Genomic DNA, 23,761 nt, shown 5'->3' with positions numbered 1-23,761 from the left:
ATGGTTCTCGGGCCGCTGTCTGCGGCCTGCAGCAGTGTTTTTACACCACGGCGCACGGGTGCGTGGCCCTGGGGGCCTGGTCCGCGCGGGCGGCCGTCAGCTTTCAGGCCCGGTGCTGCAGGGCGATGCGCGGCACGGCCCGGACCAGGGCCTGCGTATACGGGTGCTGCGGGGCGTGGAACAGCTGCTGCGGCGCTCCGCGCTCGACGATGCGGCCCTCGCTCAGCACGATGGCGTCATCGCACAGGTGCTGGACCACGGCCAGGTCGTGGCTGATGAACAGATAGGACAGGCCCAGCTGCTGCTGCAGATCGTGCAGCAGGTTCAGCACCTGGGCCTGCACCGATACGTCCAGCGCACTCACGGGCTCATCGGCCACGATGAGGCGGGGCCGTGTGATCAATGCCCGCGCAATGGCGATGCGCTGGCGCTGGCCGCCCGAGAACTCGTGCGGGTACTTGTCCAGATCCTGCGCACGTAGGCCGACCTGTTCCAGCGTGGCGCGGGCCAGGTCGCGCCGGGCGCTGCGTTCGGGCGACGCAGGCTGTGCGAGCAGGGGTTCGCAGACGATGTGCTCCACCGTCATGCGCGGGTCCAGCGAACCGTAGGGGTCCTGGAACACCATCTGGAAGTCGCGGCGTGCCGTCCGCAGTGCCTGGCGGTCCAACTTGTGCAGATCCTGGCCCAGCAGCCGCACGCTGCCGGCGCTGGGCGTGTCCAGCGCCATGACCAGGCGTGCCAGCGTGGACTTGCCTGAGCCCGACTCGCCCACCACGCCCAGGCTGCGCCCCGCCGTCAGCGTGAAATCCACGCCGCGCAGCGCATGCACCTGCTCCGGCGCGCGCCACAGCGACCGGCGCGGCAGCTGGTAGCTGCGGGCCAGGCCTGTCACTTGCAGCAGGGGTACATCGGAGGCCGATGGCGTCTGGCCCGGTGGCGCCTGGAGGGGGTGCCCTGTCATGCGCATTCCTGTGCAGGCAGGCCCTGTGCAATGGCCTCGGGGCGCAGGCAGCGCACCACATGCGGCTGTGCCCAAGCCTGCAGGGATGCGGGCGTGGGCCGCTGCGGGCGCTCCAGTACCACGGGGCGCGGGCGCTCGCTGTGGCAGGCCGGCTCGGTGAAGCTGCAGCGGCCCGCGAAGGCGCAGCCGGCCGGCAGGTCCACCAGCTCGGGCACGGTGCCGGCAATGGTGGGCAGCCGGGCAGGTGGCAGGCTGCCGGGGGCGGACAGGTCCAGCTGGGGCCTGGCCGCGAACAGGCCGCGCGTATAGGGATGGGCGCGGCGCGCGAAGATGGCCTCGGTCATGCCGCTTTCGACCACGCTGCCGCCGTACATGACCAGCAACTGCTCCACGTTCTGCGCGATCACGCCCAGGTCGTGCGAGATCAGCAGCAGGGCCATGGAATGCTCGGCCACCAGTTCCTGAAGCAGGTCCAGGATTTGCTGCTGAACGGTCACGTCCAGCGCCGTCGTGGGTTCGTCGGCAATCAGCAGGTCGGGCCCGCAGGCCAGGGCCATGGCGATGGTGATGCGCTGGCGCTGGCCGCCCGAGAACTGGTGCGGATAGTCGTCATAGCGCTGGGCCGCACGGGCAATGCCCACGCGCTCCAGTAGCGCCACCGCATGCGTGCGCGCGGCCTGGCGGCCCAGGCGCAGGTGATGGCGCAGCGGCTCGGCCACCTGGCGGCCGATGCCGTGCACGGGGTTCAATGCCGTCATCGGCTCCTGGAACACCATGGCCATGCGGTTGCCGCGCAGGCGGCACAGCGCGTTCTCGTCCATGTCCAGCAGCTCCTTGCCGTTGAGCTGGATGCTGCCGTCCACCTGGGCATGCTCTGGCAGCAGGCCCATCAGCGCCAGGGCGGTCAGCGACTTGCCGCAGCCCGACTCGCCGATCAGGCCCAGCGTGGCGCCGCGCTCCAGGATGAACTCCAGGTTCTGCACGGCGCGCGCGCGGCCGCGCGGGGTCTGCAAGGTGATGGTGAGGCCGGAGACTTCGAGCAGGGGCATGGGCGCGTGCCTTCCTCAGCGCTGGCGCGACAGGCGCGGGTCGAGCAGATCGCGCAGCCCGTCGCCCAGCAGGTTGAGCCCGAGCACCGACAGCGCAATGGCCAGGCCCGGCCACACGGCCAGCAGCGGTGCCTGGAACATGAGGGTCTGCGCCTCGCTGAGCATGCGGCCCCAGGAGGCCTGGGGCGGCTGCGTGCCCAGGCCCAGATAGGACAGGGCGGCCTCGGCCAGAATGGCCAGCGCGAACTGGATGGTGGCCTGCACCACCAGCACCGGCAGGATGTTGGGCAGCACGTGGCGCCAGGTGATGCTGGCGCGGCCATGGCCGCAGGCGCGTGCGGCCAGCACGTATTCGCGTGCCCACACGGCCTTGGCCGATGCCCGCGTGATGCGTGCGAAGGTGGGGATGTTGAAGATGCCGATGGCAATGATGGCGTTGACGATGCCCGCGCCGAACACGGCCGTGAGCATGATGGCCGACAGCAGCGCGGGAAAGGCAAAGCTGAAATCGGCCAGCCGCATGATGGTCTCTTCCACCCAGCCCCTGCAGGCTGCCGCGACCAGGCCCAGCGCCACGCCCATCGACAGCCCGATGCCCACGGCAATCACGCCGACCAGGATGGAGCTGCGCGCGCCCAGGAACAGCAGCGAGGCCACGTCCCGCCCATAGGCGTCGGTGCCCAGCCAGTGCAGGGCGCCCGGTGCAGCCAGCTTGGCGTCCATGTCCATGTCGTAGGCAGAGCCCGGCGTCCACCAGAAAGACAGCAGGGCCGTGAGCAGCAGCAGCGCGGTCAGCACCGCTCCCAGCAGGAAGCTGCGGTGGCCCAGCATGCGCCGGCCCGCTCCGGCGGGCGCGCCCAGGGTGACGGCCCGCGTGGGCCGATGGCCCGCTTGCGAGGCGGAGGGCGGGGGCGAAGGAGGGCTGTGCGGCTGGCTCATACGTCGCTGGCCTCGATGCGCGGATCGATGGCCGCGTACAGCACGTCCACGATGAAGTTGATGACCACCACCATGGCCGCCAGCAGCAGCACGCAGTTGCGCACCACGATCAGGTCGCGGTTGGCGATGGACTGGAAGATCAGCCGGCCCAGGCCCGGCAGGTAGAACACGTTCTCCACCACGATGGTGCCTGCCAGCAACTGGGCGAACTGCAGGCCCATGACCGTGAGCACGGGAATCATGGCGTTGCGCAGCACATGGCCCCAGAGCACGGCACGGCGCGACAGGCCCTTGGCGCGGGCCGTGCGCACGAAGTCCTCGCGCAGCACCTCCAGCACGGCCGAGCGCGTGATGCGCGCCAGGATGGCCGCCTGCACCACGGCCAGCGAGATGGCCGGCAGCAGCAGCGCCTGCAGTGCCTGCAGCGGGCCGCCGCCGTCGGCCTCGCTCCAACCGGGAAAGCCGCCGGCGGAAAACCATTGCAGCTTCACCGAGAACACCAGGATCAGCAGGATGGCAAACCAGAAATTGGGGATGGCGATGCCGACCTGTGCCAGGCCCATGATGCCCAGGTCGCCCCAGCGGTTGTGGCGCGAGGCGGCATAGATGCCGGCGGCCAGTGCCAGCACGGTCGTGATGAGCATGGCCATCACGGCCAGCGGCACGGTGACGGCCAGCCGCTCCAGCACCAGCTCGCTGACCGGCGTGCTATAGGCGTAGCTCAGGCCCATGTCGCCGTGCAGCAGCCCCTGCAGCCACTGCAGGTAGCGCTGCCAGGCCGGCTGGTCCAGCCCCAGTTGCACGGCCAGCGCCTGCACCGCCTCGGGCGCGGCATCGGGGCCCATCAGCGTCTGGGCGGCATTGCCGGGCAGCACTTCCAGCACGCCGAAAACCACGGCCGATGCGCCCAGCAGCGTGGCTGCCAGCATCAGCAGGCGCTTGAGCAGAAAGATGCTCATGGGCAATCGGCCTCGGCAGGGTGGGTGGCGGTCACGTCGGCGGAGTGGGTGGGTTGTTCTTGGAAGGGCCCGAATGGTACTGCGCATGGCCCATGCGCGCAGCATAGCGGCCTTTGAAGCGGCAGGGCCCCGATGGACGGGGACGCGGCCATCGATTTCAGGGCGCCGGGCTTGCCCGTGCAGCCTCCATGCTTATGTGGCGGACAGGATAATGGCGGCATGACTGATGCCACCTTGCTGCAAGGCCCGTTCGGGGCGCATGGGCCCGCCCGGCCCGGAGCGTGGCTGGCACTTGCGAGGGACCTGCCATGGCTTTGATGATCACCGACGAATGCATCAACTGCGATGTCTGCGAGCCCGAGTGCCCGAACGATGCGATCTCCATGGGCGAGGAGTACTACGAGATCGAGCACAGCAAGTGCACGGAGTGCGTGGGGCATTTCGATGAGCCCCAGTGCGTGCAGATCTGCCCGGTGGCCTGCATTCCCGTGAATCCCGCCCATGTGGAAGACCGCGAGACGCTGATGCAGAAGTACCTGCGTCTGCAGTCCCAGGCTCCCGCTTCTTCCTGAACGTTCAGCCCTTGTCGCTCTCGGCCGTGGCCGGGCGTGCGGGCTTGGGGCGCGGCGGCTTGGTGGTGTGGATCAGCAAGGTTGCCTTGTCCATGTTGCCGGCCTGCAGTTCGGGCCAGGCCTTGAGGGAGTGGGCGATGCTGTCCTCGATCAGCTGGCGCTGGTCGGGCGCGGGCTTCTTGAGCACCCAGTTGGCGACTTCGGCCTTGTGGCCCGGGTGGCCTATGCCGATGCGCAACCGCCAGTAGTCGGCCGAGCCCAGCTGGGCATGGATATCGCGCAGGCCGTTGTGGCCGCCGTGGCTGCCGCCGCGCTTGAGCTTGACCTGGCCGGGTTCGAAGTCCAGTTCGTCATGGACCACCAGGACTTCCTCGGGCAGGATCTTGAAGAAGCGCGCCAGCGCGCCCACCGACTTGCCCGACAGGTTCATGAAGGTCTGCGGCTGCAGCAGCCAGACGTTCTCGCCGCGCACGCTGGCACGGGCCATGAGGCCGAAGTAGCTGCGCTCGGGCACCAGATGGACCTTGAGTTCGCGCGCCAGCGCATCAATCCACCAAAAGCCCGCGTTGTGGCGGGTGTCCTCATACTCCGACCCGGGGTTGCCCAGGCCGACAAACAATTTGATCATCGGGCGATTATCTCCATGGCGGCCGCAGCAGGCGGGCGGGGGTGCTCCCCCATGCAAAAGGCCCACGCGAGGTGGGCCTTTTGCAGGTTTGCGGCAGCCGGGGCCACCGCAAGGGAAAGCCAAGAATTACTTCTTGCCCTTCTTGGCCGGAGCGGCCGGGGCTGCCACGGGAGCTGCCGATGCATCAGGAGCCACTTCGGGCAGCTTGATGGAGATCAGGGCGGGGTTCTTGTTGGAACCGCGCACCACGGCCTTCACGCCGTTGGGCAGCTTGACGCCTTGCAGGCCCAGGGTGGACTTGGAAGTCAGGCCGCTCAGGTCCACGGTGATGAACTCGGGCAGTTGGGCGGGCATGCACACCACGTCCAGTTCATGGACCAGGGGAGTGATCGTGCAGTTCTCGACCTTGACGGCCTGGGACTGTTCCATGCCTTCGAAGTGCAGCGGCACCTTCAGGTGAACCTTGGTCTTGTCGTCAACGCGCTGGAAGTCCACGTGCAGGATGAGCTGCTTGTAGGGGTGGAATTGCACGTCGCGCAGCACGACCTTGGAGGTCTGGCCGTTGACTTCCATGTCCAGGATGCTGGAGTGGAACACTTCCTTCTTCAGGGCGTGCCACAGGGCGTTGTGATCGATTTCGATCAGTTGGGCTTCGGCAGCACCGCCGTAGACGATGCCAGGGGCCTTGCCCGAATTGCGCAGACGGCGGCTCGCACCCGTACCTTGCTTGGCGCGCTCAAAAGCGACGAATTGCATAACTAACTCCTAGATGGATGGACCGCGACCAGCCTCATCCGTTGATAAAAGAACGCCTGTCCGATGCGGACCAGGCTGCTCTTGCGGTGTCCCGGGGTGGTCCTGAAACCACTCCGGAACGCGCAAACCTCCCGAAGGAGGTTTGCTGGGTTCCGACCACAGGGGCCGATATTTTATTCAGAGAACAGGCTCAACACCGAATCACCGGTGGAAATCCGCTGGATCGTCTGGGCAATCAGGGGTGCCACGGACAGTTGGCGGATCTTGCCGCAGGCCTGTGCCTCGGCGCTCAGGGGAATGGTGTTGGTCACCACGACCTCGTCCAGGGCGTTGCCGTTGCCGATGCGCTCGATGGCCGGACCCGAGAAGATCGGGTGCGTGCAGTAGGCATAGACACTCTTGGCGCCGCGCTGCTTGAGCACTTCGGCCGCCTTCACCAGCGTGCCGGCGGTGTCGATCATGTCATCCATGATCACGCAGTTGCGGCCGTCGATATCGCCGATGACATGCATGACTTCGGAGACATTCGCCTTGGGGCGGCGCTTGTCGATGATGGCCAGGTCGCAGCCGAGCTGCTTGGCCAGCGCACGTGCGCGGACCACGCCGCCGACGTCAGGGGAGACGACGATCAGGTCTTCGTAGTTCTTCTGGCGCAGATCGCCCAGCAGCACCGGCGTGGCATAGATGTTGTCCACGGGGATGTCGAAGAAACCCTGGATCTGGTCTGCGTGCAGGTCCATGGTCAGGACGCGCTCGACGCCCACGGCCTGCAGCATGTTGGCCACGACCTTGGCCGTGATCGGCACGCGGGTGGAGCGCGGGCGGCGGTCCTGGCGGGCGTAGCCGAAGTAGGGAATCACCGCGCAGATGCGCTCGGCCGATGCACGCTTGAGCGCGTCCACCATGACCAGCAGTTCCATCAGGTTGTCGTTGGTCGGTGCGCAGGTGGATTGCACGACGAAGACGTCGCGCGTACGCACGTTCTGCTTGATCTCGACGGCGACTTCTCCATCGGAGAAACGACCCACGTCGGCTGCGCCCAGCGTGGTGCCGAGGTGCTGAACGATTTCAGTGGCCATGCCAGGATTGGCATTGCCGGTGAAGACCATGATGTCAGGATGATGTGAATGCATTGAGCGCCCCAGTACGATGGGTTTGCCTTGACGCGAAAGACGTTTGGCAGGGGAGGAAGGACTCGAACCCTCGCATGCCGGAATCAAAATCCGGTGCCTTTACCAACTTGGCGACTCCCCTACACAGGCCTTCTGCCGCAGGCAGACAGCCTATAAACTTTCATCTTTCAGCCAATCCTTGAGAGGATGGGCCTGCAGATTGCTGCAAACTCTGACGTTCCAGGCGCCAGGGGCATCCTTTAAGTCAATCGTTTGCGTCAGTGGTGCAAATACTGCACTTCCTGAGCCCGTCATTCTAGCATGCAGTTTTAGTGATTTTAGCCAATCGATGGCTTTTTTCACTTCAGGCTGCAGCCTTTCGGCGACAGGCTGCAAGTCGTTTTGGCCAAAGCCATAGTGATCTGCAGCAAAGTCTTCGATTGTAGCATGGGCATGATCGCGCTTGAGGGTTGCGTCGCGGAAGATGGACAGGGTCTCCAGCCCCGCCTCGGGCTTGACCACCACGAACCGCTGGGGCGGCAGGGCATTGGCCTGTTCCAGCGGCGTGATGTGCTCGCCTATGCCTTCCACCCAGGCGGAGTTGCCGCACAGAAAGAAGGGCACATCGGCGCCCAGGTCCAGTGCAATGCGCTGCAGCTCGCGCCGCGTCAGGTTCAACTGCCACAGGCGGTTCAGTGCGATCAGGGTCGATGCCGCATCCGACGAGCCCCCGCCCATCCCCGCCTGCGCCGGCAGGCGCTTTTCCACGCCGATATGCACGCCCGCGCTGCAGCCGGTGGCCTGCTGCAGGGCCCGTGCGGCCCGCACGATGAGATCGTCGGCAGGAAGTGCCATGCCCGACAGGTCCTCGCGGCTGATCTGGCCGTCGCCACGCCTGTCGAAATGCAGCGTGTCATGCCAGTCCAACAGCATGAAGACCGATTGCAGCAGGTGATAGCCATCGGCGCGGCGGCCGGTGATGTGGAGGAACAGGTTGAGCTTGGCCGGAGCCGGCACGTCGTGGAGCGAGCGCATGGGCTGGAGAGGATGAGGAAAAAGAGGCAGGGGCGGCCGGTGGGGATGGAGCAGGCGCGCCCGGCGGAAATCAGGGCGTGTCGAGCACGATGCGCAGCGCGGCCGGCGGCTGCGGGTCATTGCGCCGGGCGGACAGGCGGCCCTGCTCCATGCGGGAGAGGTCGACCTGCCAGCCTGCGGCTGCGGTGGCCCGGCCCTGCAGCCAGTCGAACAGGGCGGCAATGGGCAGATCGCTACCCGTCAGCTCCTGCACCAGGGCGGGCAGCGAGTCCGAGGTCTTGCGCTCCTCGCCTTGCTGCAGGCTTGCCTGACCCGGCTCCCAGAGCAGGCGCGCCAGTGTCGAGCCCAGGGGCGTGAACAGCAGCAGCTCGCCGCGCTGGGGGGTGCCCAGCAGCTCGAAGCCTGCGCTGAAGGATTGGTTTTGCGCATCTTCCACCTGCAGCGCCAGCCGGCCCGCCCAGTGGCCTGCAGCGGTGGGGGCGGTTGCGTCGGCCTGCAGCTGGCGGGGTGGCAGGGCGCAGCCGGCCAGGGCCAGCAGTGCGGCGGCGGCCGCCGTGGCGCACAGCTGCCGGCGTGCAAGGGCGGGATGCGGCAACCCGGGCACGGCGCGGTAGCTCAAAGCGAGACGCCCAGGCGGCGCAGGGTTTCGCGCAGGGTGGTGTTGTCGGGACTGGTGGCCAGGCCCTGGCGCCAGATCTTCTGCGCGCGTTCGCGATCACCCTTGGCCCAGAGCACTTCGCCCAGGTGTGCGGCGATCTCCACGTCGGGGCGTGATGCGTAGGCGCTTTCGAGCAGCCTGAGGGCTTCGTCCAGGTCGCCCCGGCGGAATTTCACCCAGGCGAGGCTGTCGGTGATGAAGGGGTCGCCAGGCGACATTTCCAGCGCCTTGCCGACGAGCTTTTCGGCTTCATCCAGATGGATGCCGCGTTCGGCGAAGGAGTAGCCCAGCGCGTTGTAGGCGTGCTGGAAATCGGGCTGGCGCGCGATGATGCCGCGCAGCAGCCGCTCCATTTCGTCATGCTTGCCAATGCGCTCCGCCAGCAGGGCGGTGTCATAGGCGAGCTCGGCGTCTTCAGGGTCCTGCTTTTGCAACTCGGCCTGCAGCGCGTAGGCCTGGGCATTCTGATTGGCATCGCGCAGCAGCTGCACTTCGGCCAGGCGCTTGAGCCGCTGCTGGCTGGGGCCGCTGGCGGGCACGGCCTCGATGAGGGCGCGGGCTTCCTTGAGCTTGCCCTGGCGCGCGAGCAGGGCGGCACGGCGCGCCTGCACGCTCAGCAGGTTGGGCGCGTCGTCGATGCGGCGCAGCAGGGCGTCGGCCTCGGCGAACTTGCCCTGCTTTTCTGCAATCTGGGACTGCAGCAGGTAGTACTGGGACTGGGCCGCACTGCGCGCCACACCGGCGGGAATCTGCGGCACGAGCTTGCCGAAGCGCTCGGTGGACGCCTGGGCTGCGTCCACATCGTTGGACTGCAGCTGCAGTGCGGCCAGGGTGGCCCAGGCTTCGGCGTAGTCGGGGGAATCCACGGTGATGGAGACCAGCTGCTGGCGGGCCTCGTCCATGCGCTGCTGGCCCAGCAGCACGCGGGCATAGGCCATGCGCATCTGGGCTGAAGGGTTCTTGGCCAGGTAGCGTTTGACGATGGGCTCCGCCTCGGGCATGCCGGCTTCCAGCAGTTCCATGGACAGCAGGGCCACGGGGCCGGTATCGAGTGTCAGCGCCTGTGCCTTTTGCACGGCCTGCATGGCGGCAGCCTTCTGCCCGGCGCCCAGGCGCATGTGGCCGATGGTGGCCCAGGCAAGGGGGCCGCTGGCGGGGTTGTCGGTCTCGCCAGCCATTGCCTGCTCGACCACATCGGCCGCCAGGGCCTTGTCGCTGGCGTTGTTGTAGAGCTGGGTGATGCCCAGGTAGGTGGCGGGCTTGGAGGGCGCAGGCGTGGCCTCGATCTCCCGCTTGAGATAGCTGCCGGTATCGGCGATGCGGTTCAGTGCCACCAGGATCTGGAGCACGAAGCGGTTGGCGTCGCGGGACTGGGGAAAGGCGTCGAGCCAGGCACGGGCATTGGCCAGGGCGCGTTCACCTGAGCGCGACTGCAGCGCCAGCTCGGTGCCGCGCCGGTACAACTGCTCGCTGCCGCTGGTGCGTGCGGCCTCCATCATCATGGCCTGGGCGTCGCCCAGCGCACCTTCGCTGGCGGCGATCTCGCCGACCAGGATCTCGTAGAACAGCTCGGCGTTGAGGGCGGCGCGATCGTCCTCCGCAGAGGCGGCGGCGGACGAGGGAGGTTCGGGGGATTCCGTCTCGATGGTGGCTGCGGTCTTGCCCGGGAGTGCCCAGGCAGTGGCGGAACCCATGGCCAGGGCTGCTGCCACGGCAAGTCCCTGAAGGCGAAGGCGATGATCCATCGAACCATAATAATCGAAGCCCAGACCACATTTCGCACAACTACAGCACAACCCGGATCGCATGCCTGAATTGCCAGAAGTAGAAGTCACGCGGCGCGCTTTTGCCGCGCAGATCGCCGGAGCGCGCATTGAATCCGTGGCCTTGGGCAAGCCCTTGCGCTGGCCGTTGGGCATTGCCCCCGAGCTGCTGGCCGGGCGCGATGTGCACGGCGTGCGCCGGCGCGGCAAGTATCTGCTGATGGAGCTGAGCGAGGGCCTGCTGATGCTGCACCTGGGCATGTCGGGCAGCCTGCGTTTCGTGGCCCCCCATGAAGCACCGCTGGGGCCAGCAGGAACGCATGACCATTTCGACCTGCAGACCAGCAAGGGCCTGCTGCGGCTGCATGATCCGCGGCGCTTTGGTGCGGTGATGTATGTGGCGGCCGAGAGCGATCCCTGGGCGCGCAGGCTGCTGGATCATCTGGGGATGGAGCCGCTGGATGACAGCTTCTCGTTCGAGACCTTCCGGGCCGGCCTGAAGGCCAGCCGCACGCCCATCAAGCAATTGCTGCTGAACGGCAGCGTGGTCGTGGGCGTGGGCAATATCTATGCGTCCGAGGTGCTGTTCATGGCGCGCATCGCGCCCACGCAGCCGGCCTGCGAGGTCGGGCCGCGCAAGGTGCGCCGGTTGTTCGAGGAGATCCGCCGCGTGCTGGCCCTGGCAGTGGAGCAGGGCGGCACGACGCTGCGCGATTTCTCCGCGCCCGACGGCATGGCTGGCCACTTCCAGCTGCAGGCCAAGGTCTATGGCCGCGAAGGCCTGCCCTGCACGCATTGCGGCTCGCCCGTGCAAATGCTGCGCCAGGGGCAGCGCAGCACCTACTTCTGCGCGCGGTGCCAGAAGGCGGGATGATCGCTTCAAAAAACGGAGCGAATTCTCAACGTCTCGTAACGCCTGTTGCGGCTGCATTGCGGGAGGTCCCGCGAAGCATTTGCCGAAAACGCCTGTTTCTGTAAATTTCAGGCACCAACCGCTGCGGATTGATGGTGAAATATTGTTTCATTTGTAAATAAACGATATTTTGTCCTTAATCCCCCCGCTCCAGGGGCCGGCCTTGGGGCGCCGCAGCAGGCAAAACGGGGCGACGGTGCTATATTTTGAAGAGAACAGGCATCACGCTTGCGGCGCAATGTCGAGGCGATCACTAGGCATCGGCAGACATTGGCGATGCAATGGCGGGGGAAACACGTGGGACCATCATTCAACGAGCAATTCGACCAGCACGGCGCATGGCGCCGCGGCTTTGCGCAGCAATTGCATGCGCTGCGCGAATGGCTGCAGTCCCAGGAGCTGCTGGATGTCGCGGTGCAGGAGCGGCTGCAGCGGCTGGAAGCCCAGGTGCGTGGCGACAAGGTCATGGTGGCCTTCGTGGCCGAGTTCTCGCGCGGCAAGTCCGAGCTGATCAATGCGGTCTTCTTCGCCCACTATGGCCGCCGCCTCATGCCGGCCAGCGCAGGGCGCACGACCATGTGCCCCGCCGAGCTGGGTTGGGAAGCAGAGCTGCAGCCCAGCCTGCGCCTGCTGCCCATCGATACGCGCGAATCGCTGGAAAGCCTGGGCCAGTGGCGCGCCCGTCCCGAGGCCTGGCTGCAACTGCCGCTCGACGTGAACAATGCCCAGCAGATCGCCGACACGCTGGCCAAGGTGGCCGAAGTGCGCAAGGTTTCCGTGGAACTGGCGCGGACCTGGGGCTTCTGGCATGACGAGGACCAGGGCGGCAATCCCTTCGTGGATGAGCAGGGCCTGGTCGAGGTGCCCATGTGGCGCCATGCGCTGATCAACATGCCCCATCCCCTGCTCAAGCAGGGTCTGGTCATTCTGGACACGCCCGGCCTGAATGCCGTGGGCGCCGAGCCCGAGCTGACCGTCAACCTGATCCCCCAGGCCCATGCCGTGGTCTTCGTTCTGGCGGCCGATACCGGCGTGACCAAGTCCGATCTGGCCATCTGGCGCGACCATGTGCTGCCGCCCGATGTGGCTTCCGGCCAGCATGCGCTGGCCGACTCCCGCCTCGTGGTGCTCAACAAGATAGACACGCTCTGGGACAGCCTGAGTTCCGCGTCGCAGGTGCAGGCGCAACTGCAGCGCCAGCGTCAGGAGTCGGCACAGATGCTGGGCCTGCCCATGGAGCGGGTGCTGCCCGTGTCGGCGCAAAAGGGCCTGGTGGCCAAGGTCTCCAGCAACGATGCGCTGCTGCAGGCCAGCGGACTGCCCGTTTTCGAGAACATGCTGGCCGAAGGCATCATGGGCCAGCGCCAGAAGGTGCTGCAGACGGCCGTCAGGGCCAATGTGCAGCAGTTGCAGGTCGAGGTGGAGCGCGTGCTCAACATCCGCCGCCGCGACCTGGACGACCAGATGGCCGAGCTTCGCAGCCTGCGCGGCAAGAATGCCAGCGTCATCGCCTCCATGCGCCACCGCATCGAGAGCGAGCAGCAGGATTTCGATGCCAGCGCCGCCAGGATCCAAGCCGTGCGGCTGGTGCACATGCGCATGCTGCGCGACATCTTCCGCCAGTTGGGTTCCAGCGCGCTCAAGCAGGAACTGGTCGATCTCAAGGATGCGCTGGAGCAGCGCGGCCTGAAGCTGGGCGCCCGCAAGGTCTATGCCGAAACCTTCGAGCGCCTGCGCACCGTGGCGACCCGGGCCCAGGCGCAGGCCGGAGAGATCCAGTCCATGCTGGGCGCGACCTTCAAGGAACTCAATGCCGAGTTCGGCTTCTCGCTGCAGGCTCCGGCCCAGCTGGAACTGGCCGAGTTCGGCGGCGACCTGCAGCGCATCGAGGCCAGCTATACCCAGTACCTGGGCCTGGGCCACGCGCTCAGGCGCAGCAATCCTGCGTTTGCGCAGCGCCTGATCAAGGCGCTGGCGATGCGGCTGCGCACGGTGTTCGAGTCTGCGGCCAACGACGTGGACATGTGGAGCAAATCCGCCACGGCCCAGCTCGATGCCCAATTGAAGGAGCGCAAGCGCAGCTTTGCCCGCCGCATCGAAGCGGTGGACCGCATCCAGAATGCGGCCTCGGGCCTGGTGGAACGCATTGCCGAGATCGAGACCGCCGACGAACAGCTCACGGCCTTGCAGCTGCAGCTGGGGCAGGCCACCATGGAACTGCTGCAACCCCTGTCGCCCACGCCTGCCTTCCCCGGCCTGGCAAAGGCTGCACAGGAAACCTCACTGACTGCTTGATATCTTGACCTTTCCCTCGATTGCCACGCCCGTCGTGCAGTGGCAGGCGTCGCATGGACGCAATCACCTGCCCTGGCAGCAGACGCGCGATCCCTACCGCGTCTGGCTCTCCGAAATCATGCTGCAGCAGACCCAGGTGAGTACCGTGTTGGGCTACTACCAGCGCTTTCTCGATGCCTTCCCCGATGTCGCCAGCCTGGCGGCCGCACCGCAGGACGCGGTGCTGGCGCTGTGGAGCGGCCTGGGCTACTACAGCCGCGCGCGCAACCTGCACCGCTGTGCCCAGGCTGTGGTCGAGGACTGGGGTGGTGCCTTTCCCGGCAGGGCCGAGGATCTGGCCACGCTGCCCGGCATAGGCCGGTCCACGGCGGGCGCCATCGCCTCCTTTTGCTTTTCCGAGCGTGTGCCCATCCTCGATGCCAACGTGCGGCGCGTGCTCACGCGCGTGCTGGCCTTCGATGCCGATCTGGCTGTTGCCAGGAACGAGCGCGAACTGTGGGACCTGGCCGAGCAACTGTGCCCCACCGAGGACCTGCAGCAGGCCATGCCCCGCTATACCCAGGGCCTGATGGACCTGGGTGCCACCATCTGCACGCCGCGCAAGCCCAGCTGCCTGGTCTGTCCGCTGCAGCCGCAGTGCCGCGCGGCGCGCTTTGGCAATCCCGAAAACTATCCCGTGCGAACGCGCAAGCTCAAGCGCAGTTCCGAGGCCTGGTGGCTGCTGATCGCCGTGGACGGGCAGGGCCGCGTCTGGCTGGAGCGCCGTCCGCAGCAGGGCATCTGGGCGGGGCTTTATGCGCCGCCCGTGTTCAACGGGCGCGAGGCGCTGGAGCAGGCGGCGGCACAGCATTGGCCGGGAACGGCGCCCCTGGACTGGACCGATCTGCCCGCCTTCCTGCATGTGCTCACCCACCGCGATCTGCACCTGCATCCGGTGCGCCTGCGCGTGCAGGGCGGCGGCATCGATGCCGCCACGCCGGACGGCCAGGGCTGCTGGGCCGATGCCGGGGCCTGGGCCGACATGGGCCTGCCAGCCCCCGTGCGCAAGCTGCTGGATGCGCAATTCGCGGGCTGAGGCCACGGCCGGACCTGCTGGCTAGAACCTGCGGCGCGGCAGCAGCAGGGCGCATCGCAGCAGCATCCAGGCCAGCCATTGTTCCCGTGCGCCGGGCGTGCGCCTGGCGCGTGCGGTGGCGTCGGCAATGTGCAGGCGCAGGGAGCCAAGGGCATGGCGATCCCCGCTTTGCACGGCCTGTTGCCAGGCCTGCTCGCAGCGCTGGCGCTCCAGCGCCTGATTGTCCGGGCTGCGGATATCGCTGATGACGGTGATGGTGCTCATGGCTGCAGCGCTCCCACGGTGGGTGGGGTGCCCGCGCCTTCACCGCCGCGGTCGCCATCCTGCCGGCCGAAGGCATACCAGTCCACATGCCGCGTGCAGACCATGATCAGGGCCAGCACCGCGAACAGCGCGATCGATCCCACGATGAGCGCGCTTTGCTCCAGTTGCAGCAGCACGTACAGCAGGCCGTAGAGTGCGGCGATGCCCGCCGCAAACGGCAGGCCGCGGCGCAGGCTGCCCAGGATGTGGCTGGCGTAGTAGCCCAGCAGCAGCACGCAGGCCGAGGCGGCAATACCGTAGGCGCTGGCAAATCCCATGTGCTCCGACAGGCTGATCAGCAGCAGGAAGAAGCTGCACAGCGCCGATCCCACCAGCAGGTACTGGATGGGATGCACGCGCAGCTGCTTGAGCACCTCGAACAGGCCGACGGCCACGAAGGTCAGCACTACGAAGAGCAGGCCGTACTTGGTGGCGCGGTCGCTCAACGAGTAGGCGTTGATGGGGTCCACGAAGTCGGTGTCCAGCGATTCCAGGCAAGGGCCGCTGTTGGGGGCATGGGCGGTGGCCGCGTATTCCTCCATGTCGCGGCGGCCGGGTTGGCACAGCGGCTGCTGGTCGGTAAAGGCCTGGCGTGAGGACGAGGCCAGGGCCGAGAGGTTCCAACTGGCTTCGAAGCCCTTGTCGCTGATCTCCCGCCGGTTGGGCAGAAAGCTGCCACCGAACGAGGGATGGGGCCAGTCGGCCGACAACTGGACCTGGCTGTGGCTGCCCAGCGGCACGAAGGCCAGCTTTTCGGTGCCCACCAGTTCCAGGGCAATCTTCAGTTCAAGGGGCCCGTCCTTCTTGAGCAGGGCCGGCGCCAGTTCCGCCTGCAGGCCCTGCGAGTAGCGCTCCAGTGATGTGCCGGGGCCCACGTCCAGGCTCTTGCCATCGGCTTCGATGGTGGCCGAGCGTATGCCGCGCGGATCGGTGAGCGACAGCGCCACGCGCAGTGCGCCGCAGCGCACGGTCTGGTTGGCCGCCGTGTCGATGGAGGGCTTTTCCAGGTACTGGGCGGCGTTCGTGAAGCTGGCGCTGATGCTGTCCTGCATGGCATAGGTGCTGACCTGGTGCAGGCCGCGCGAGCGCTCCTCCATGCGCGCCGTGGCCTGGTGGCGCAGTTGGTCGGGCAGCAGCATGCGCTGGAACTGGCGCGTGGTCCACTCGGTCTTGCTGCCTTTTTCCACGCCCGTGGTCTCGGTGCAGTTTTGCACCAGCACCGGGCCCATCAGCGTCTGGCGGCCAGCCAGGCTGGCGACCACGCCCTGCACGGCGTTGTCGCGGTTGCGTATGCGGTCCCGCACCACGTCGTGTATCAGGCCCAGGCCCAGCATCAAAAGGCCCAGCATGACCAGCAGGGCCACGCCTTTGGCAAGCAGTCGGTTCTTCATTCCACATCCCGTTCGTTGATCGTGGACGCAGTCTGGGCGGGGGCTGTGTGGCCGGAATGAAGTGTGTGAAGCGGGTGTGAAGTCGGATTCGCAGGGCCGATAGGTGGGCGTCAGTGTGCCCGCAGTGGCCAGTTCAGCGTGACACGCAGCCCGGGCTGGGCGTTGGCGGCCTGCATGCTGCCGCCGTGCAGCAGCATGATGCGCAGCACGATGGACAGGCCCAGTCCCGTGCCGCTGCGCTCCCCGTTGGGGCGGGGGTGGTGAAAAAGCGCTCGCCCAGCCGGCCGAGTAGCGCCTCGGGCACGCCGGGGCCGTGGTCGCGCACGCTGACGCGGCCGGGCTCCAGGTCCACGTGGATGCTGCTGCCCTCGGGGGCGAAGTCGATGGCATTGCTCAGCAGGTTGCTCAGGGCCAGCACCACCAGGTCCTGCTCCCAGGGGCCGCTGCTGTCCTGGCCTTGCAGAACCAGCTGGATGCGGCGCTGGTGCGCTGCGCTGTGCACTTGCGCCATGGCCTGTTCGGCACAGGCCTGCAGGCTGCAGGCCGTGTGCGGGTGCAGGGCGCGGCGCTGCTCCAGCTGGCTCAGGCGCAGCAACTGGTCCACGAGGTTTTGCAGGCGCTGGCACTGGTCCACCACCTGGCGCGCGAACAGTTCGCGGTCGGCCGATGGCAGGTCTTCCTGCAGCAGCTCGCCTGCGCCACGGATGGCAGCCACGGGGCTCTTGAGCTCGTGCGTGAGGGCGCGCACATAGCCTTCGATGTAGTCGCGCCCTTCCAGGCGGCTGCGCATGTTCTCCATGGCGCGGGCCAGCTCGCCCAGCTCGCCGGGCATGCGCGGGGCCTCGGGCATGGGCGGGGCGGTGGTGGGGGAGGCGGCCTCGTTGAGCGTGGGCGCCTGTACCTGCTGGGCATAGCTGCGCAGGCGCCGCACATGGATGACCAGCCACCAGGTGACGGCAAAGCCCACGCCGGCCGACAGCAGCAGGAACAGCAGGCCGCCGCGCAGCATCTTGCTTTCCGCGCTGTCCACGATCTTCTGCACCGAGTGGGCGGGCTTGGAGGCGGTGAGCACGCCCGCCACGCGGCCATCGACCATGATGGGTGCCGAGACATACATGACGCTGCTGGCCTCGTCGTTCTGCACCTCGCGCGTGGTGCGTGCGCCGTATTCGCCGCGCAGCGTGCGGTACACGTCGCGCCAGCGCGAGTAGTCGGCGCCCTGGTCCAGGCCGGCGGAGTCGAACAGCACCAGGCCCTTCTGGTCCGTGACGGTGACGCGCATGTCCAGGCTGGTCTTGCGCGTGTCCCAGATCCAGACCTTGACGGTCTGGTTGGCATAGGCCTGCATGTGGTGCGCGAAGCGGCTGTCCGCGGGGCTTTGCTGCAGCACGCCGCTGGCCATGTCGTCGCTGGCCAGCGCGGCCAGGGCGTAGGCGGTCTCGACCAGCGTGTCCTCGGTCACCTTGCGCACGCTGGGCTTGACCTCGACCATGAAGACGCGCAGCACGAAGAATGCGGCCAGGCCGTTGATGACGAAAAAGGCGAAGAACAGCCGCAGTCCGAGGCGCATGGCGTGCTGCGGTGGCTCAGCCCGGCAGCGTCAGGCTGTAGCCCATGCCGCGGTGGGTGGTGATGAAGTCCTGCTGCGGCGCCTGGGCGCGCAGCTTGGCGCGCAGGGTCTTGACGTGCGTATCCACGGTGCGGTCCGTGCTGTCGCTGTCCTGGCCCCAGATGCTGTCGAGGAGGAACTCGCGGCTGAGGATGCGCCCGGGGCGCTCCAGCAGGCAGCGCAGCAACTGGTACTCGCGCCGCGTCAGCTCCAGGGGCACACCCTGCATGCGCACGCGCTGGCCCTGTGGATCGATGCTGAACAGGGCATCGGCCGGCGCTGCGCTGGCCGTTGGCGCGTGCTGCAGGCGCTGCGCACGGCGCAGCAGGGCGCGGGTACGGGCCACCAGCTCGCGCGGGCTGAAGGGTTTGGTCAGGTAGTCATCGGCGCCCAGCTCCAGGCCCAGCACGCGATCCATTTCCTCGCCGCGTGCGCTGAGCACCAGCAGCGGCACGGCGGCGCCGGCCTGGCGCAGCTCGCGGCACCAGTCCAGGCCGTTGCCATCGGGCAGGCCCACGTCCAGCAGCAGGGCATCGGGCGGCTGCGCCTGCCATTGCGCGCGTGCATCGGCCAGCTGCAGGCAGTGGCGCACGGCAATGCCGTCGCGCTCCAGCGCATAGCAGACGGTGCGCGCGATGGCGGGGTCGTCCTCCACCAGCAACACGCGCGGGGCGTTCGTCATCGGCAAGCCTTGCATCGCAGTGTTCCGGAGGCGGGGCCTGGCGCTCAGACGTCGTGCGCAAGCAAGTCGGCAGGCTTGAGCGTGGGCCGGCTGTCCAGCGATCGGTGCCGGCACAGCGTGGGCCAGCGCGGGGCAAAGTGCCGCGCCAGTTCCTCGACCAGGAAGACCGAGCGGTGCTGGCCCCCGTGCAGCCGATGGCCACGGTGACATAGCTGCGGTGGTTGCTGGCCATCATGTCCAGCCAGGACTCCAGGAACTGCTGGATGTCGCGGCGCATCTGGTCCACGCCGGGCTGCTGGCGCAGGAACTCGGCCACGGGTGCGTCCATGCCGGTCAGCGGGCGCAGCTGGGGTTCGTAGTGCGGGTTGGGCAGCATGCGCACATCGAACACATAGTCGGAATCCGAGGGCAGGCCGTGCTTGAAGCCGAAGGACTGGAAGACCAGGGTCATCTGGCCCACCGGGGCCGCAATCAGCTCCTTGATATAGCTTTGCAGCTGGGACGAGCGCAGGTGGCTGGTGTCGATGACATGCGACTTCTCGCGCAGGTCGCCCAGCAGCTCGCGCTCGGTTTCTATGTCCTGCACCAGGGCGCGGCGGCCTTCGGCGACCGGCCCCTGCGACAGCGGATGGCGGCGCCGGGTTTCGGAGAAGCGCCGCACCAGGGTGCCCGTGGTGGCGTCCAGAAAGACCAGGTGGGGCACGACGCCCTGGCGCTGCAGCCGTTCCAGCTGGCCGGGCAGGTGGGGCAGTCCGCCGGCGCTGCGCGCATCCATGGCGATGGCCACCTTGTTGCTGTGGCGGCCATGCTCCAGTTCGACGAAGGCGGACAGCAGCTCGGGGGGCAGGTTGTCCACGCAGTAGTAGCCGGCATCCTCCAGCGCATGCAGGGCGACGGATTTGCCCGATCCGGACATCCCGGTGATCAGCACGATCTCAAGCGACATGGCATCAGCCTCCATTGGTATTGCGCGCGCCGTTGGCCGCGCGTCCCGGCTTGGACCGTGTGCGGTCGGCATCGGCCTGCGGCCGCTGCCGGCCGGCCCGTCGCGGGGTGGGCGGGGTGCAGGTGCCTGGCGCGCCATGGCCAGCATTTCGCGGGCATGGGCCATCGTGGTTTCGGACTGGCGCTCGCCACCCAGCATGCGCGCCAGCTCGGCCTCGCGTGCGGCGCTGTCCAGCGGCTGCACGGTGCTGAGCGTGCCTTGCCTTGCGCGCTGCTTGGCCACCAGGTAGTGCTGGTCGGCGCAGGCGGCAACCTGCGGCAGATGGGTGACGGACAGCACCTGCCGCGATCGGCCCAGCGCGTGCATGAGGCGGCCCACGGTCTCGGCGACGGCGCCGCCCACGCCCGAGTCCACCTCGTCGAAGATCAGCGTGCCGGCCTCGCCGAGCTCGCTGGTGGTCACGGCAATCGCCAGCGAAATGCGCGACAGCTCGCCGCCCGACGCCACCTTGGCAATCGGCTTGGGACTGGCCCCAGGATGGCCGGCGACCAGGAAGGCCACGCTGTCCACGCCAAAGGCACCAGGGGAGTCGGCCGTGGACAGGGCGGCCTCGAACAGGCCGCCTTCCATGCCCAGGCCCTGCATGGCCTGGGTGATGGCGCGCGACAGGCGCGGCGCGGCCAGGGCACGTTGCTGCGACAGCACCCGGGCGCTGGCCTGGTAGTGCTGCTGCGCCGATTGCTCGGCCGCATGAAGGGCCTCGATGTCCACGGCGGCGTCCAGCTGCTGCAGCTCCTGGCGCCAGCCGGCCAGCAGTGCCGGCAGTTCATCGGGCGTGCGGCGGTAGCGGCGCGCCAGCTGCATCCACAGCGACAGGCGCTCATCGAGCTCAGCCAGGCGCTCGGGGTCCAGGTCGGCGCGGCGCAGATAGCTTTGCAGCGAATGGCGCGCATCCTGCGCCTGGGCCATGCATGAGGCCAGCACGTCGGCAATGTTCTGGAAGTCGGGCTCCAGGTGCTCCTGGTTCTGGATCAGGTGGCTGGCGCGGCCCAGCGGAGTGATCACTCCGGCCTCGTCGTCCTCCAGCATCTGCAGCGTGGTCTGGGCGGTGTCGATCAGGGTCTGGGCATGGGACAGGCGCGTGTGCTGGGCATTGAGCTCGTCCCACTCGTCGGCCTGCGGGGCCAGCTTGTCGAGTTCGGTGATCTGCCACTGCAGCCGCTCGCGCTCGCGCTGCAGGCTGTCCTGGGCGGATTGCGCATGCTGCAGCGCCTGCCGGGCCTGGGACCAACGGCTCCAGCAGCCCTGGACCTCGCGGCTGTCGATGCCGGCATAGGCATCGAGCAGGGCGCGCGCCGCATCAGGCCGCGTGAGGCTTTGCCAGGCATGCTGGCCGTGGATGTCGATCAGCTGCTCGCCCAGGGCGCGCAGCTGCGTGGCCGTGGCTGGTGTGCCGTTGATCCAGGCGCGGCTGCGGCCCTGGATGTCCACCGTGCGCCGCAGCAGCAGGCTGCTGTCCTCGCAGGCCAGGCCTGCGGCCTCCAGCCAGGGGCGCACCCGTGCGCAGCCGTCGAACTCCACGCAGATATCGGCCTGGGTGCAGCCTTCGCGCACCACGTCGGCGTCGGCGCGGGCGCCCAGGGCCAGCTGCAATGCGTCGATCAGGATGGATTTGCCGGCGCCGGTCTCCCCGGTCAGCACGGTGAAGCCCGCATGCCAGTCCAGATCCAGGGCCTGCACGATCACGAAGTCGCGCAGAACGATGCGCTTGAGCGCCATGGTCAGGCGCCTCCCTCGTTCCAGCCCAGTTTCTTGCGCAGCGTGGCGAAGTAGTTCCAGCCCTTGGGATGCAGAAAGCGCACGCTGTGGTGGGCGCGGCTCACGAGGATGCGATCGCCGTGCTGCAGCGAGGCCAGGGACTGCATGTCGAAATTGGCGCTGACATCGCGCCCGGCCACGACCTCGATCGTGACCTCGTTGGCATCGGACAGCACGATGGGGCGGTTGGACAGGTTGTGCGGCGCAATGGGTGCCATCACCCAGGCGGGGATGGACGGATGCATCATCGGCCCGCCAGCGGACAGGGCATAGGCCGTGGAGCCCGTGGGCGTGGCCACGATCAGGCCGTCGGCGCGCTGGTTGGAGACAAAGCGGCCGCCCACCTCGATGCGCAGCTCCACCATGCCCGATGTGCCGCCGCGGTTGACCACCACGTCGTTCATGGCCAGGGCCTCGAACACGCACTGGCCGTCGCGGATCACGCGGGCGCACATCAGAGGACGCAGGTCCTCCTCGTATTCGCCCTGCAGCATGGGCGTGAGCGTGGCCTCGAAGTCCTCCAGCGCGATGTCGGTGACAAAGCCCAGGCGGCCCTGGTTCACCCCGATCAGGGGCGTTCCGTATTGCGCCAGGTGCCGGCTCACGCCGAGCATGGTGCCGTCGCCGCCGACGACCAGGCCCAGGTCGCAATGCCTGCCCAGGCCATCGACATCGAGGGTGGGGTAGTCTGTGAGCCCTGCGTGCAGGGCCGATTGGGTATCAAGCACGACTTCGCAGCCCTGGCGCCTGAGGAAGTCCGCAATGCGCTCAAGCGCGTTGCTGGCATTCTCGGACGGGGCGCTTGCGCTGGGAGCGTGGTACTTCCCGATCAAGGCAACGTGGCGAAACGTGGACGTCATTTCTGGAAATTACATCATTAAAATCATCACATGCTCGACGAACGTGCCAAGTTGTTGCTCAAAGCGCTGATCGAGCGTTATATCGCTGACGGCCAGCCTGTGGGCTCGCGAACCCTGTCGCGTGCGTCGGGGCTTGAATTGTCGCCTGCCACGATACGCAATGTGATGGCTGACCTCGAAGACCTGGGGTTGATCATCAGCCCGCACACCTCGGCGGGCCGCATTCCGACCGCCCGGGGCTACCGGCTGTTCGTGGACACCATGCTCACTGCAGACCGTGCCGATATCGTGACGCCCGAGCTCGCGCCCGAGCAGCCGCAGAAAGTCATCGCCAACGCCGCCAACCTGCTGTCCAGCCTTTCCCAGTTCGTGGGCGTGGTGCTGGTGCCGCGCCGCACCTCGGTGTTCAAGCACATCGAATTCGTGCGGCTGTCGGAGCGGCGCTTTCTGGTCATCATCGTATCGCCCGACGGTGACGTGCAAAACCGCGTCATCTTCACCGACGTGGACTACTCGTCCTCGCAGCTGATCGAAGCCTCCAACTTCCTCAACAGCCACTACGCGGGCCTGGCGATGGAAGAGGTGCGCGAGCGCCTCAAGGGCGAGGTGGAGCTGCTGCGCGGCGAGGTGGCCACGCTCATGCAGGCGGCCGTCAACATCGGCACGGAGGCCATGACCAGCGCCCAGGAGGACGTGGTCATCGCGGGCGAGCGCAACCTGCTGTCGGTCAGCGATTTCTCCAGCGACATGGGCAATCTGCGCCGCGCCTTCGACCTGTTCGAGCAAAAGACTCAGATCCTCAGGCTGCTGGATTTTTCCAGCCAGGCGGAAGGCGTGCGCATCTACATCGGCGGTGAAAGCCAGGTCGTGCCTTTCGAGGAGCTGTCCGTGGTCAGCGCGCCCTACGAGCTCGACGGCAAGGTGGTGGGTACGCTGGGCGTGATCGGGCCCACCCGCATGCACTACGACCGCATGATCCAGATCGTGGACATCACCTCCAAGCTCGTCAGCAATGCGCTGAGTCACAAGCGCTGAGTCCTGCGGGTTAGGCTCTACAATAGTTGTTTGCCATGGCCTGCATCCGTGCTGCCTTGGTGAATCAGGGGCCTTAGCTCATGCTTGGTTAGAGCAGCGGACTCATAATCCGTTGGTGCCCAGTTCGACTCTGGGAGGCCCTACCATCCATTGGTATGAAAAGCCTGCCGCCTTTCCGGGCGGCAGGCTTTTTTGCTGGGCACACGGCGCTGCATGGCGATGCCATCGCCCGGTTGCCAGGGAATGCGGTCGCCGGGTTTTTTGCAGAAATATGGCGCTTTTGTCCGGGAGCCCCAAAACCCGCTGCTACAATGCGAAGCGTTGCGGCTGTAGCTCAGCTGGATAGAGTACTTGGCTACGAACCAAGGGGTCGTGGGTTCGATTCCTGCCAGCCGCACCAAA

19 protein-coding genes, 3 tRNA genes and 3 pseudogenes are annotated in these 23,761 nt (G+C 67.3%); 7 read left to right on the top strand and 18 right to left on the bottom strand.

The features are described 5' to 3' along the window. Window positions 1-103: 103 nt before the first annotated feature. The 4 genes from CLV01_RS25790 to CLV01_RS25775 are packed head-to-tail and all read right to left on the bottom strand — an operon-like array spanning window position 104 to window position 3,908. On the bottom strand, window positions 104-961 hold the full coding sequence (locus CLV01_RS25790; protein WP_099735053.1) for an ATP-binding cassette domain-containing protein: 858 nt from the start codon (window positions 959-961) through the stop codon (window positions 104-106). Further along, window positions 958-2,010 carry an ABC transporter ATP-binding protein gene (locus CLV01_RS25785; protein WP_099732910.1) on the bottom strand — a complete coding sequence of 351 codons (1,053 nt, stop codon included), beginning with the start codon at window positions 2,008-2,010 and terminating at the stop codon, window positions 958-960. Before CLV01_RS25785 ends, CLV01_RS25790 begins: the two co-directional genes overlap by 4 nt. A 15-nt stretch (window positions 2,011-2,025) precedes the next feature. Further along, entirely contained in the window at window positions 2,026-2,949 is a 924-nt protein-coding gene (locus tag CLV01_RS25780) for an ABC transporter permease (protein ID WP_034396870.1), read from the bottom strand. Next, window positions 2,946-3,908: an ABC transporter permease gene (locus tag CLV01_RS25775; protein WP_013800857.1), complete on the bottom strand. Its 963-nt coding sequence runs from the start codon at window positions 3,906-3,908 to the stop codon at window positions 2,946-2,948. The genes CLV01_RS25780 and CLV01_RS25775 overlap by 4 nt, the downstream gene beginning before the upstream one ends. A 308-nt stretch (window positions 3,909-4,216) precedes the next feature. On the opposite strand from CLV01_RS25775, the gene CLV01_RS25770 reads away from it, so the two are divergent. Continuing rightward, window positions 4,217-4,480 (top strand): YfhL family 4Fe-4S dicluster ferredoxin, encoded by a 264-nt coding sequence (locus CLV01_RS25770; protein ID WP_012207234.1) that lies wholly within the window; start codon window positions 4,217-4,219, stop codon window positions 4,478-4,480. A gap of 4 nt (window positions 4,481-4,484) precedes the next feature. Here the strand turns inward: CLV01_RS25770 and pth are convergent, their stop codons facing one another. The 7 genes from pth to CLV01_RS25735 all read right to left on the bottom strand — a co-directional run bounded on the left by pth (window position 4,485) and on the right by CLV01_RS25735 (window position 10,414). Continuing rightward, window positions 4,485-5,108 (bottom strand): aminoacyl-tRNA hydrolase, encoded by a 624-nt coding sequence (gene pth / locus CLV01_RS25765; RefSeq protein ID WP_099732911.1) that lies wholly within the window; start codon window positions 5,106-5,108, stop codon window positions 4,485-4,487. A gap of 126 nt (window positions 5,109-5,234) precedes the next feature. Further along, window positions 5,235-5,864: a 50S ribosomal protein L25/general stress protein Ctc gene (locus CLV01_RS25760; RefSeq protein WP_013800859.1), complete on the bottom strand. Its 630-nt coding sequence runs from the start codon at window positions 5,862-5,864 to the stop codon at window positions 5,235-5,237. Between the two features lie 173 nt (window positions 5,865-6,037). Next, window positions 6,038-6,997 (bottom strand): ribose-phosphate pyrophosphokinase, encoded by a 960-nt coding sequence (locus CLV01_RS25755; protein WP_012207231.1) that lies wholly within the window; start codon window positions 6,995-6,997, stop codon window positions 6,038-6,040. Between the two features lie 44 nt (window positions 6,998-7,041). Further along, window positions 7,042-7,118 (bottom strand) — tRNA-Gln (locus tag CLV01_RS25750). Window positions 7,119-7,147: 29 nt separating this feature from the next. Further along, window positions 7,148-8,011 carry a 4-(cytidine 5'-diphospho)-2-C-methyl-D-erythritol kinase gene (ispE, locus tag CLV01_RS25745; protein WP_099732912.1) on the bottom strand — a complete coding sequence of 288 codons (864 nt, stop codon included), beginning with the start codon at window positions 8,009-8,011 and terminating at the stop codon, window positions 7,148-7,150. 70 nt (window positions 8,012-8,081) lie between these two features. Next, window positions 8,082-8,630: an outer membrane lipoprotein LolB gene (locus tag CLV01_RS25740; RefSeq protein ID WP_254662014.1), complete on the bottom strand. Its 549-nt coding sequence runs from the start codon at window positions 8,628-8,630 to the stop codon at window positions 8,082-8,084. Next, a complete protein-coding gene (locus CLV01_RS25735) occupies window positions 8,627-10,414 on the bottom strand; it encodes a tetratricopeptide repeat protein (protein ID WP_180288454.1) in 1,788 nt (595 codons plus the stop codon). Before CLV01_RS25735 ends, CLV01_RS25740 begins: the two co-directional genes overlap by 4 nt. Window positions 10,415-10,475: 61 nt before the next feature. Between CLV01_RS25735 and mutM the strand changes: the two genes are divergently transcribed. The 3 genes from mutM (at window position 10,476) to mutY (ending at window position 14,715) form a co-directional block, all read left to right on the top strand. Beyond that, window positions 10,476-11,306: a bifunctional DNA-formamidopyrimidine glycosylase/DNA-(apurinic or apyrimidinic site) lyase gene (mutM, locus tag CLV01_RS25730; protein WP_012207227.1), complete on the top strand. Its 831-nt coding sequence runs from the start codon at window positions 10,476-10,478 to the stop codon at window positions 11,304-11,306. A 336-nt stretch (window positions 11,307-11,642) separates the two neighbouring features. Continuing rightward, complete coding sequence (locus tag CLV01_RS25725) at window positions 11,643-13,640, top strand: dynamin family protein (RefSeq protein ID WP_013800863.1); 1,998 nt, start codon at window positions 11,643-11,645, stop codon at window positions 13,638-13,640. 4 nt (window positions 13,641-13,644) lie between these two features. After that, the gene (mutY, locus tag CLV01_RS25720; protein WP_099732914.1) at window positions 13,645-14,715 is read left to right on the top strand and encodes an A/G-specific adenine glycosylase; all 1,071 of its coding nucleotides are present in this window, start codon (window positions 13,645-13,647) and stop codon (window positions 14,713-14,715) included. 21 nt (window positions 14,716-14,736) lie between these two features. On the opposite strand, the gene CLV01_RS25715 is transcribed toward mutY, so the two are convergent. From CLV01_RS25715 to CLV01_RS25685, 7 genes and pseudogenes are all read right to left on the bottom strand, one after another. Next, complete coding sequence (locus CLV01_RS25715; RefSeq protein WP_099732915.1) at window positions 14,737-14,979, bottom strand: hypothetical protein; 243 nt, start codon at window positions 14,977-14,979, stop codon at window positions 14,737-14,739. Beyond that, entirely contained in the window at window positions 14,976-16,409 is a 1,434-nt protein-coding gene (creD, locus tag CLV01_RS25710) for a cell envelope integrity protein CreD (RefSeq protein WP_099732916.1), read from the bottom strand. Before creD ends, CLV01_RS25715 begins: the two co-directional genes overlap by 4 nt. A gap of 110 nt (window positions 16,410-16,519) precedes the next feature. Next, window positions 16,520-17,979: pseudogene (gene creC, locus CLV01_RS25705) on the bottom strand (two-component system sensor histidine kinase CreC). A 16-nt stretch (window positions 17,980-17,995) separates the two neighbouring features. Next, entirely contained in the window at window positions 17,996-18,715 is a 720-nt protein-coding gene (creB, locus tag CLV01_RS25700) for a two-component system response regulator CreB (protein WP_099732918.1), read from the bottom strand. A 29-nt stretch (window positions 18,716-18,744) separates the two neighbouring features. Beyond that, window positions 18,745-19,646 (bottom strand): annotated as a pseudogene (gene rapZ, locus CLV01_RS25695) (RNase adapter RapZ). Between the two features lie 4 nt (window positions 19,647-19,650). Next, window positions 19,651-21,425 (bottom strand): annotated as a pseudogene (gene recN / locus CLV01_RS25690) (DNA repair protein RecN). 2 nt (window positions 21,426-21,427) lie between these two features. Further along, complete coding sequence (locus CLV01_RS25685; RefSeq protein ID WP_012207218.1) at window positions 21,428-22,324, bottom strand: NAD kinase; 897 nt, start codon at window positions 22,322-22,324, stop codon at window positions 21,428-21,430. A 30-nt stretch (window positions 22,325-22,354) separates the two neighbouring features. Between CLV01_RS25685 and hrcA the strand changes: the two genes are divergently transcribed. The 3 genes from hrcA to CLV01_RS25670 all read left to right on the top strand — a co-directional run bounded on the left by hrcA (window position 22,355) and on the right by CLV01_RS25670 (window position 23,759). Continuing rightward, the gene (gene hrcA, locus CLV01_RS25680) at window positions 22,355-23,359 is read left to right on the top strand and encodes a heat-inducible transcriptional repressor HrcA (protein ID WP_034396851.1); all 1,005 of its coding nucleotides are present in this window, start codon (window positions 22,355-22,357) and stop codon (window positions 23,357-23,359) included. 67 nt (window positions 23,360-23,426) lie between these two features. Beyond that, window positions 23,427-23,505, top strand: a tRNA-Ile gene (locus tag CLV01_RS25675). A gap of 177 nt (window positions 23,506-23,682) precedes the next feature. Beyond that, window positions 23,683-23,759, top strand: a tRNA-Arg gene (locus CLV01_RS25670). Window positions 23,760-23,761: the final 2 nt, after the last annotated feature.

The organism is Delftia sp. 60 (genome assembly GCF_002754395.1).
GTDB lineage: Bacteria > Pseudomonadota > Gammaproteobacteria > Burkholderiales > Burkholderiaceae_C > Comamonas > Comamonas acidovorans.
Note: the sequence above shows the minus strand (reverse complement) of the source record. Positions and strands in the feature narration are given on the sequence as shown.

Bases quoted from the DNA above. Each gene is read 5' to 3' on its own strand.
- CLV01_RS25790 (WP_099735053.1), bottom strand. From the start codon at position 961: ATGACAGGGCACCCCCTCCAGGCGCCACCGGGCCAGACGCCATCGGCC.
- CLV01_RS25785 (WP_099732910.1), bottom strand. From the start codon at position 2,010: ATGCCCCTGCTCGAAGTCTCCGGCCTCACCATCACCTTGCAGACCCCG.
- CLV01_RS25780 (WP_034396870.1), bottom strand. From the start codon at position 2,949: ATGAGCCAGCCGCACAGCCCTCCTTCGCCCCCGCCCTCCGCCTCGCAA.
- CLV01_RS25775 (WP_013800857.1), bottom strand. From the start codon at position 3,908: ATGAGCATCTTTCTGCTCAAGCGCCTGCTGATGCTGGCAGCCACGCTG.
- CLV01_RS25770 (WP_012207234.1), top strand. From the start codon at position 4,217: ATGGCTTTGATGATCACCGACGAATGCATCAACTGCGATGTCTGCGAG.
- pth (WP_099732911.1), bottom strand. From the start codon at position 5,108: ATGATCAAATTGTTTGTCGGCCTGGGCAACCCCGGGTCGGAGTATGAG.
- CLV01_RS25760 (WP_013800859.1), bottom strand. From the start codon at position 5,864: ATGCAATTCGTCGCTTTTGAGCGCGCCAAGCAAGGTACGGGTGCGAGC.
- CLV01_RS25755 (WP_012207231.1), bottom strand. From the start codon at position 6,997: ATGCATTCACATCATCCTGACATCATGGTCTTCACCGGCAATGCCAAT.
- ispE (WP_099732912.1), bottom strand. From the start codon at position 8,011: ATGCGCTCGCTCCACGACGTGCCGGCTCCGGCCAAGCTCAACCTGTTC.
- CLV01_RS25735 (WP_180288454.1), bottom strand. From the start codon at position 10,414: ATGGATCATCGCCTTCGCCTTCAGGGACTTGCCGTGGCAGCAGCCCTG.
- mutM (WP_012207227.1), top strand. From the start codon at position 10,476: ATGCCTGAATTGCCAGAAGTAGAAGTCACGCGGCGCGCTTTTGCCGCG.
- CLV01_RS25715 (WP_099732915.1), bottom strand. From the start codon at position 14,979: ATGAGCACCATCACCGTCATCAGCGATATCCGCAGCCCGGACAATCAG.
- creD (WP_099732916.1), bottom strand. From the start codon at position 16,409: ATGAAGAACCGACTGCTTGCCAAAGGCGTGGCCCTGCTGGTCATGCTG.
- creB (WP_099732918.1), bottom strand. From the start codon at position 18,715: ATGCAAGGCTTGCCGATGACGAACGCCCCGCGCGTGTTGCTGGTGGAG.
- CLV01_RS25685 (WP_012207218.1), bottom strand. From the start codon at position 22,324: ATGACGTCCACGTTTCGCCACGTTGCCTTGATCGGGAAGTACCACGCT.
- hrcA (WP_034396851.1), top strand. From the start codon at position 22,355: ATGCTCGACGAACGTGCCAAGTTGTTGCTCAAAGCGCTGATCGAGCGT.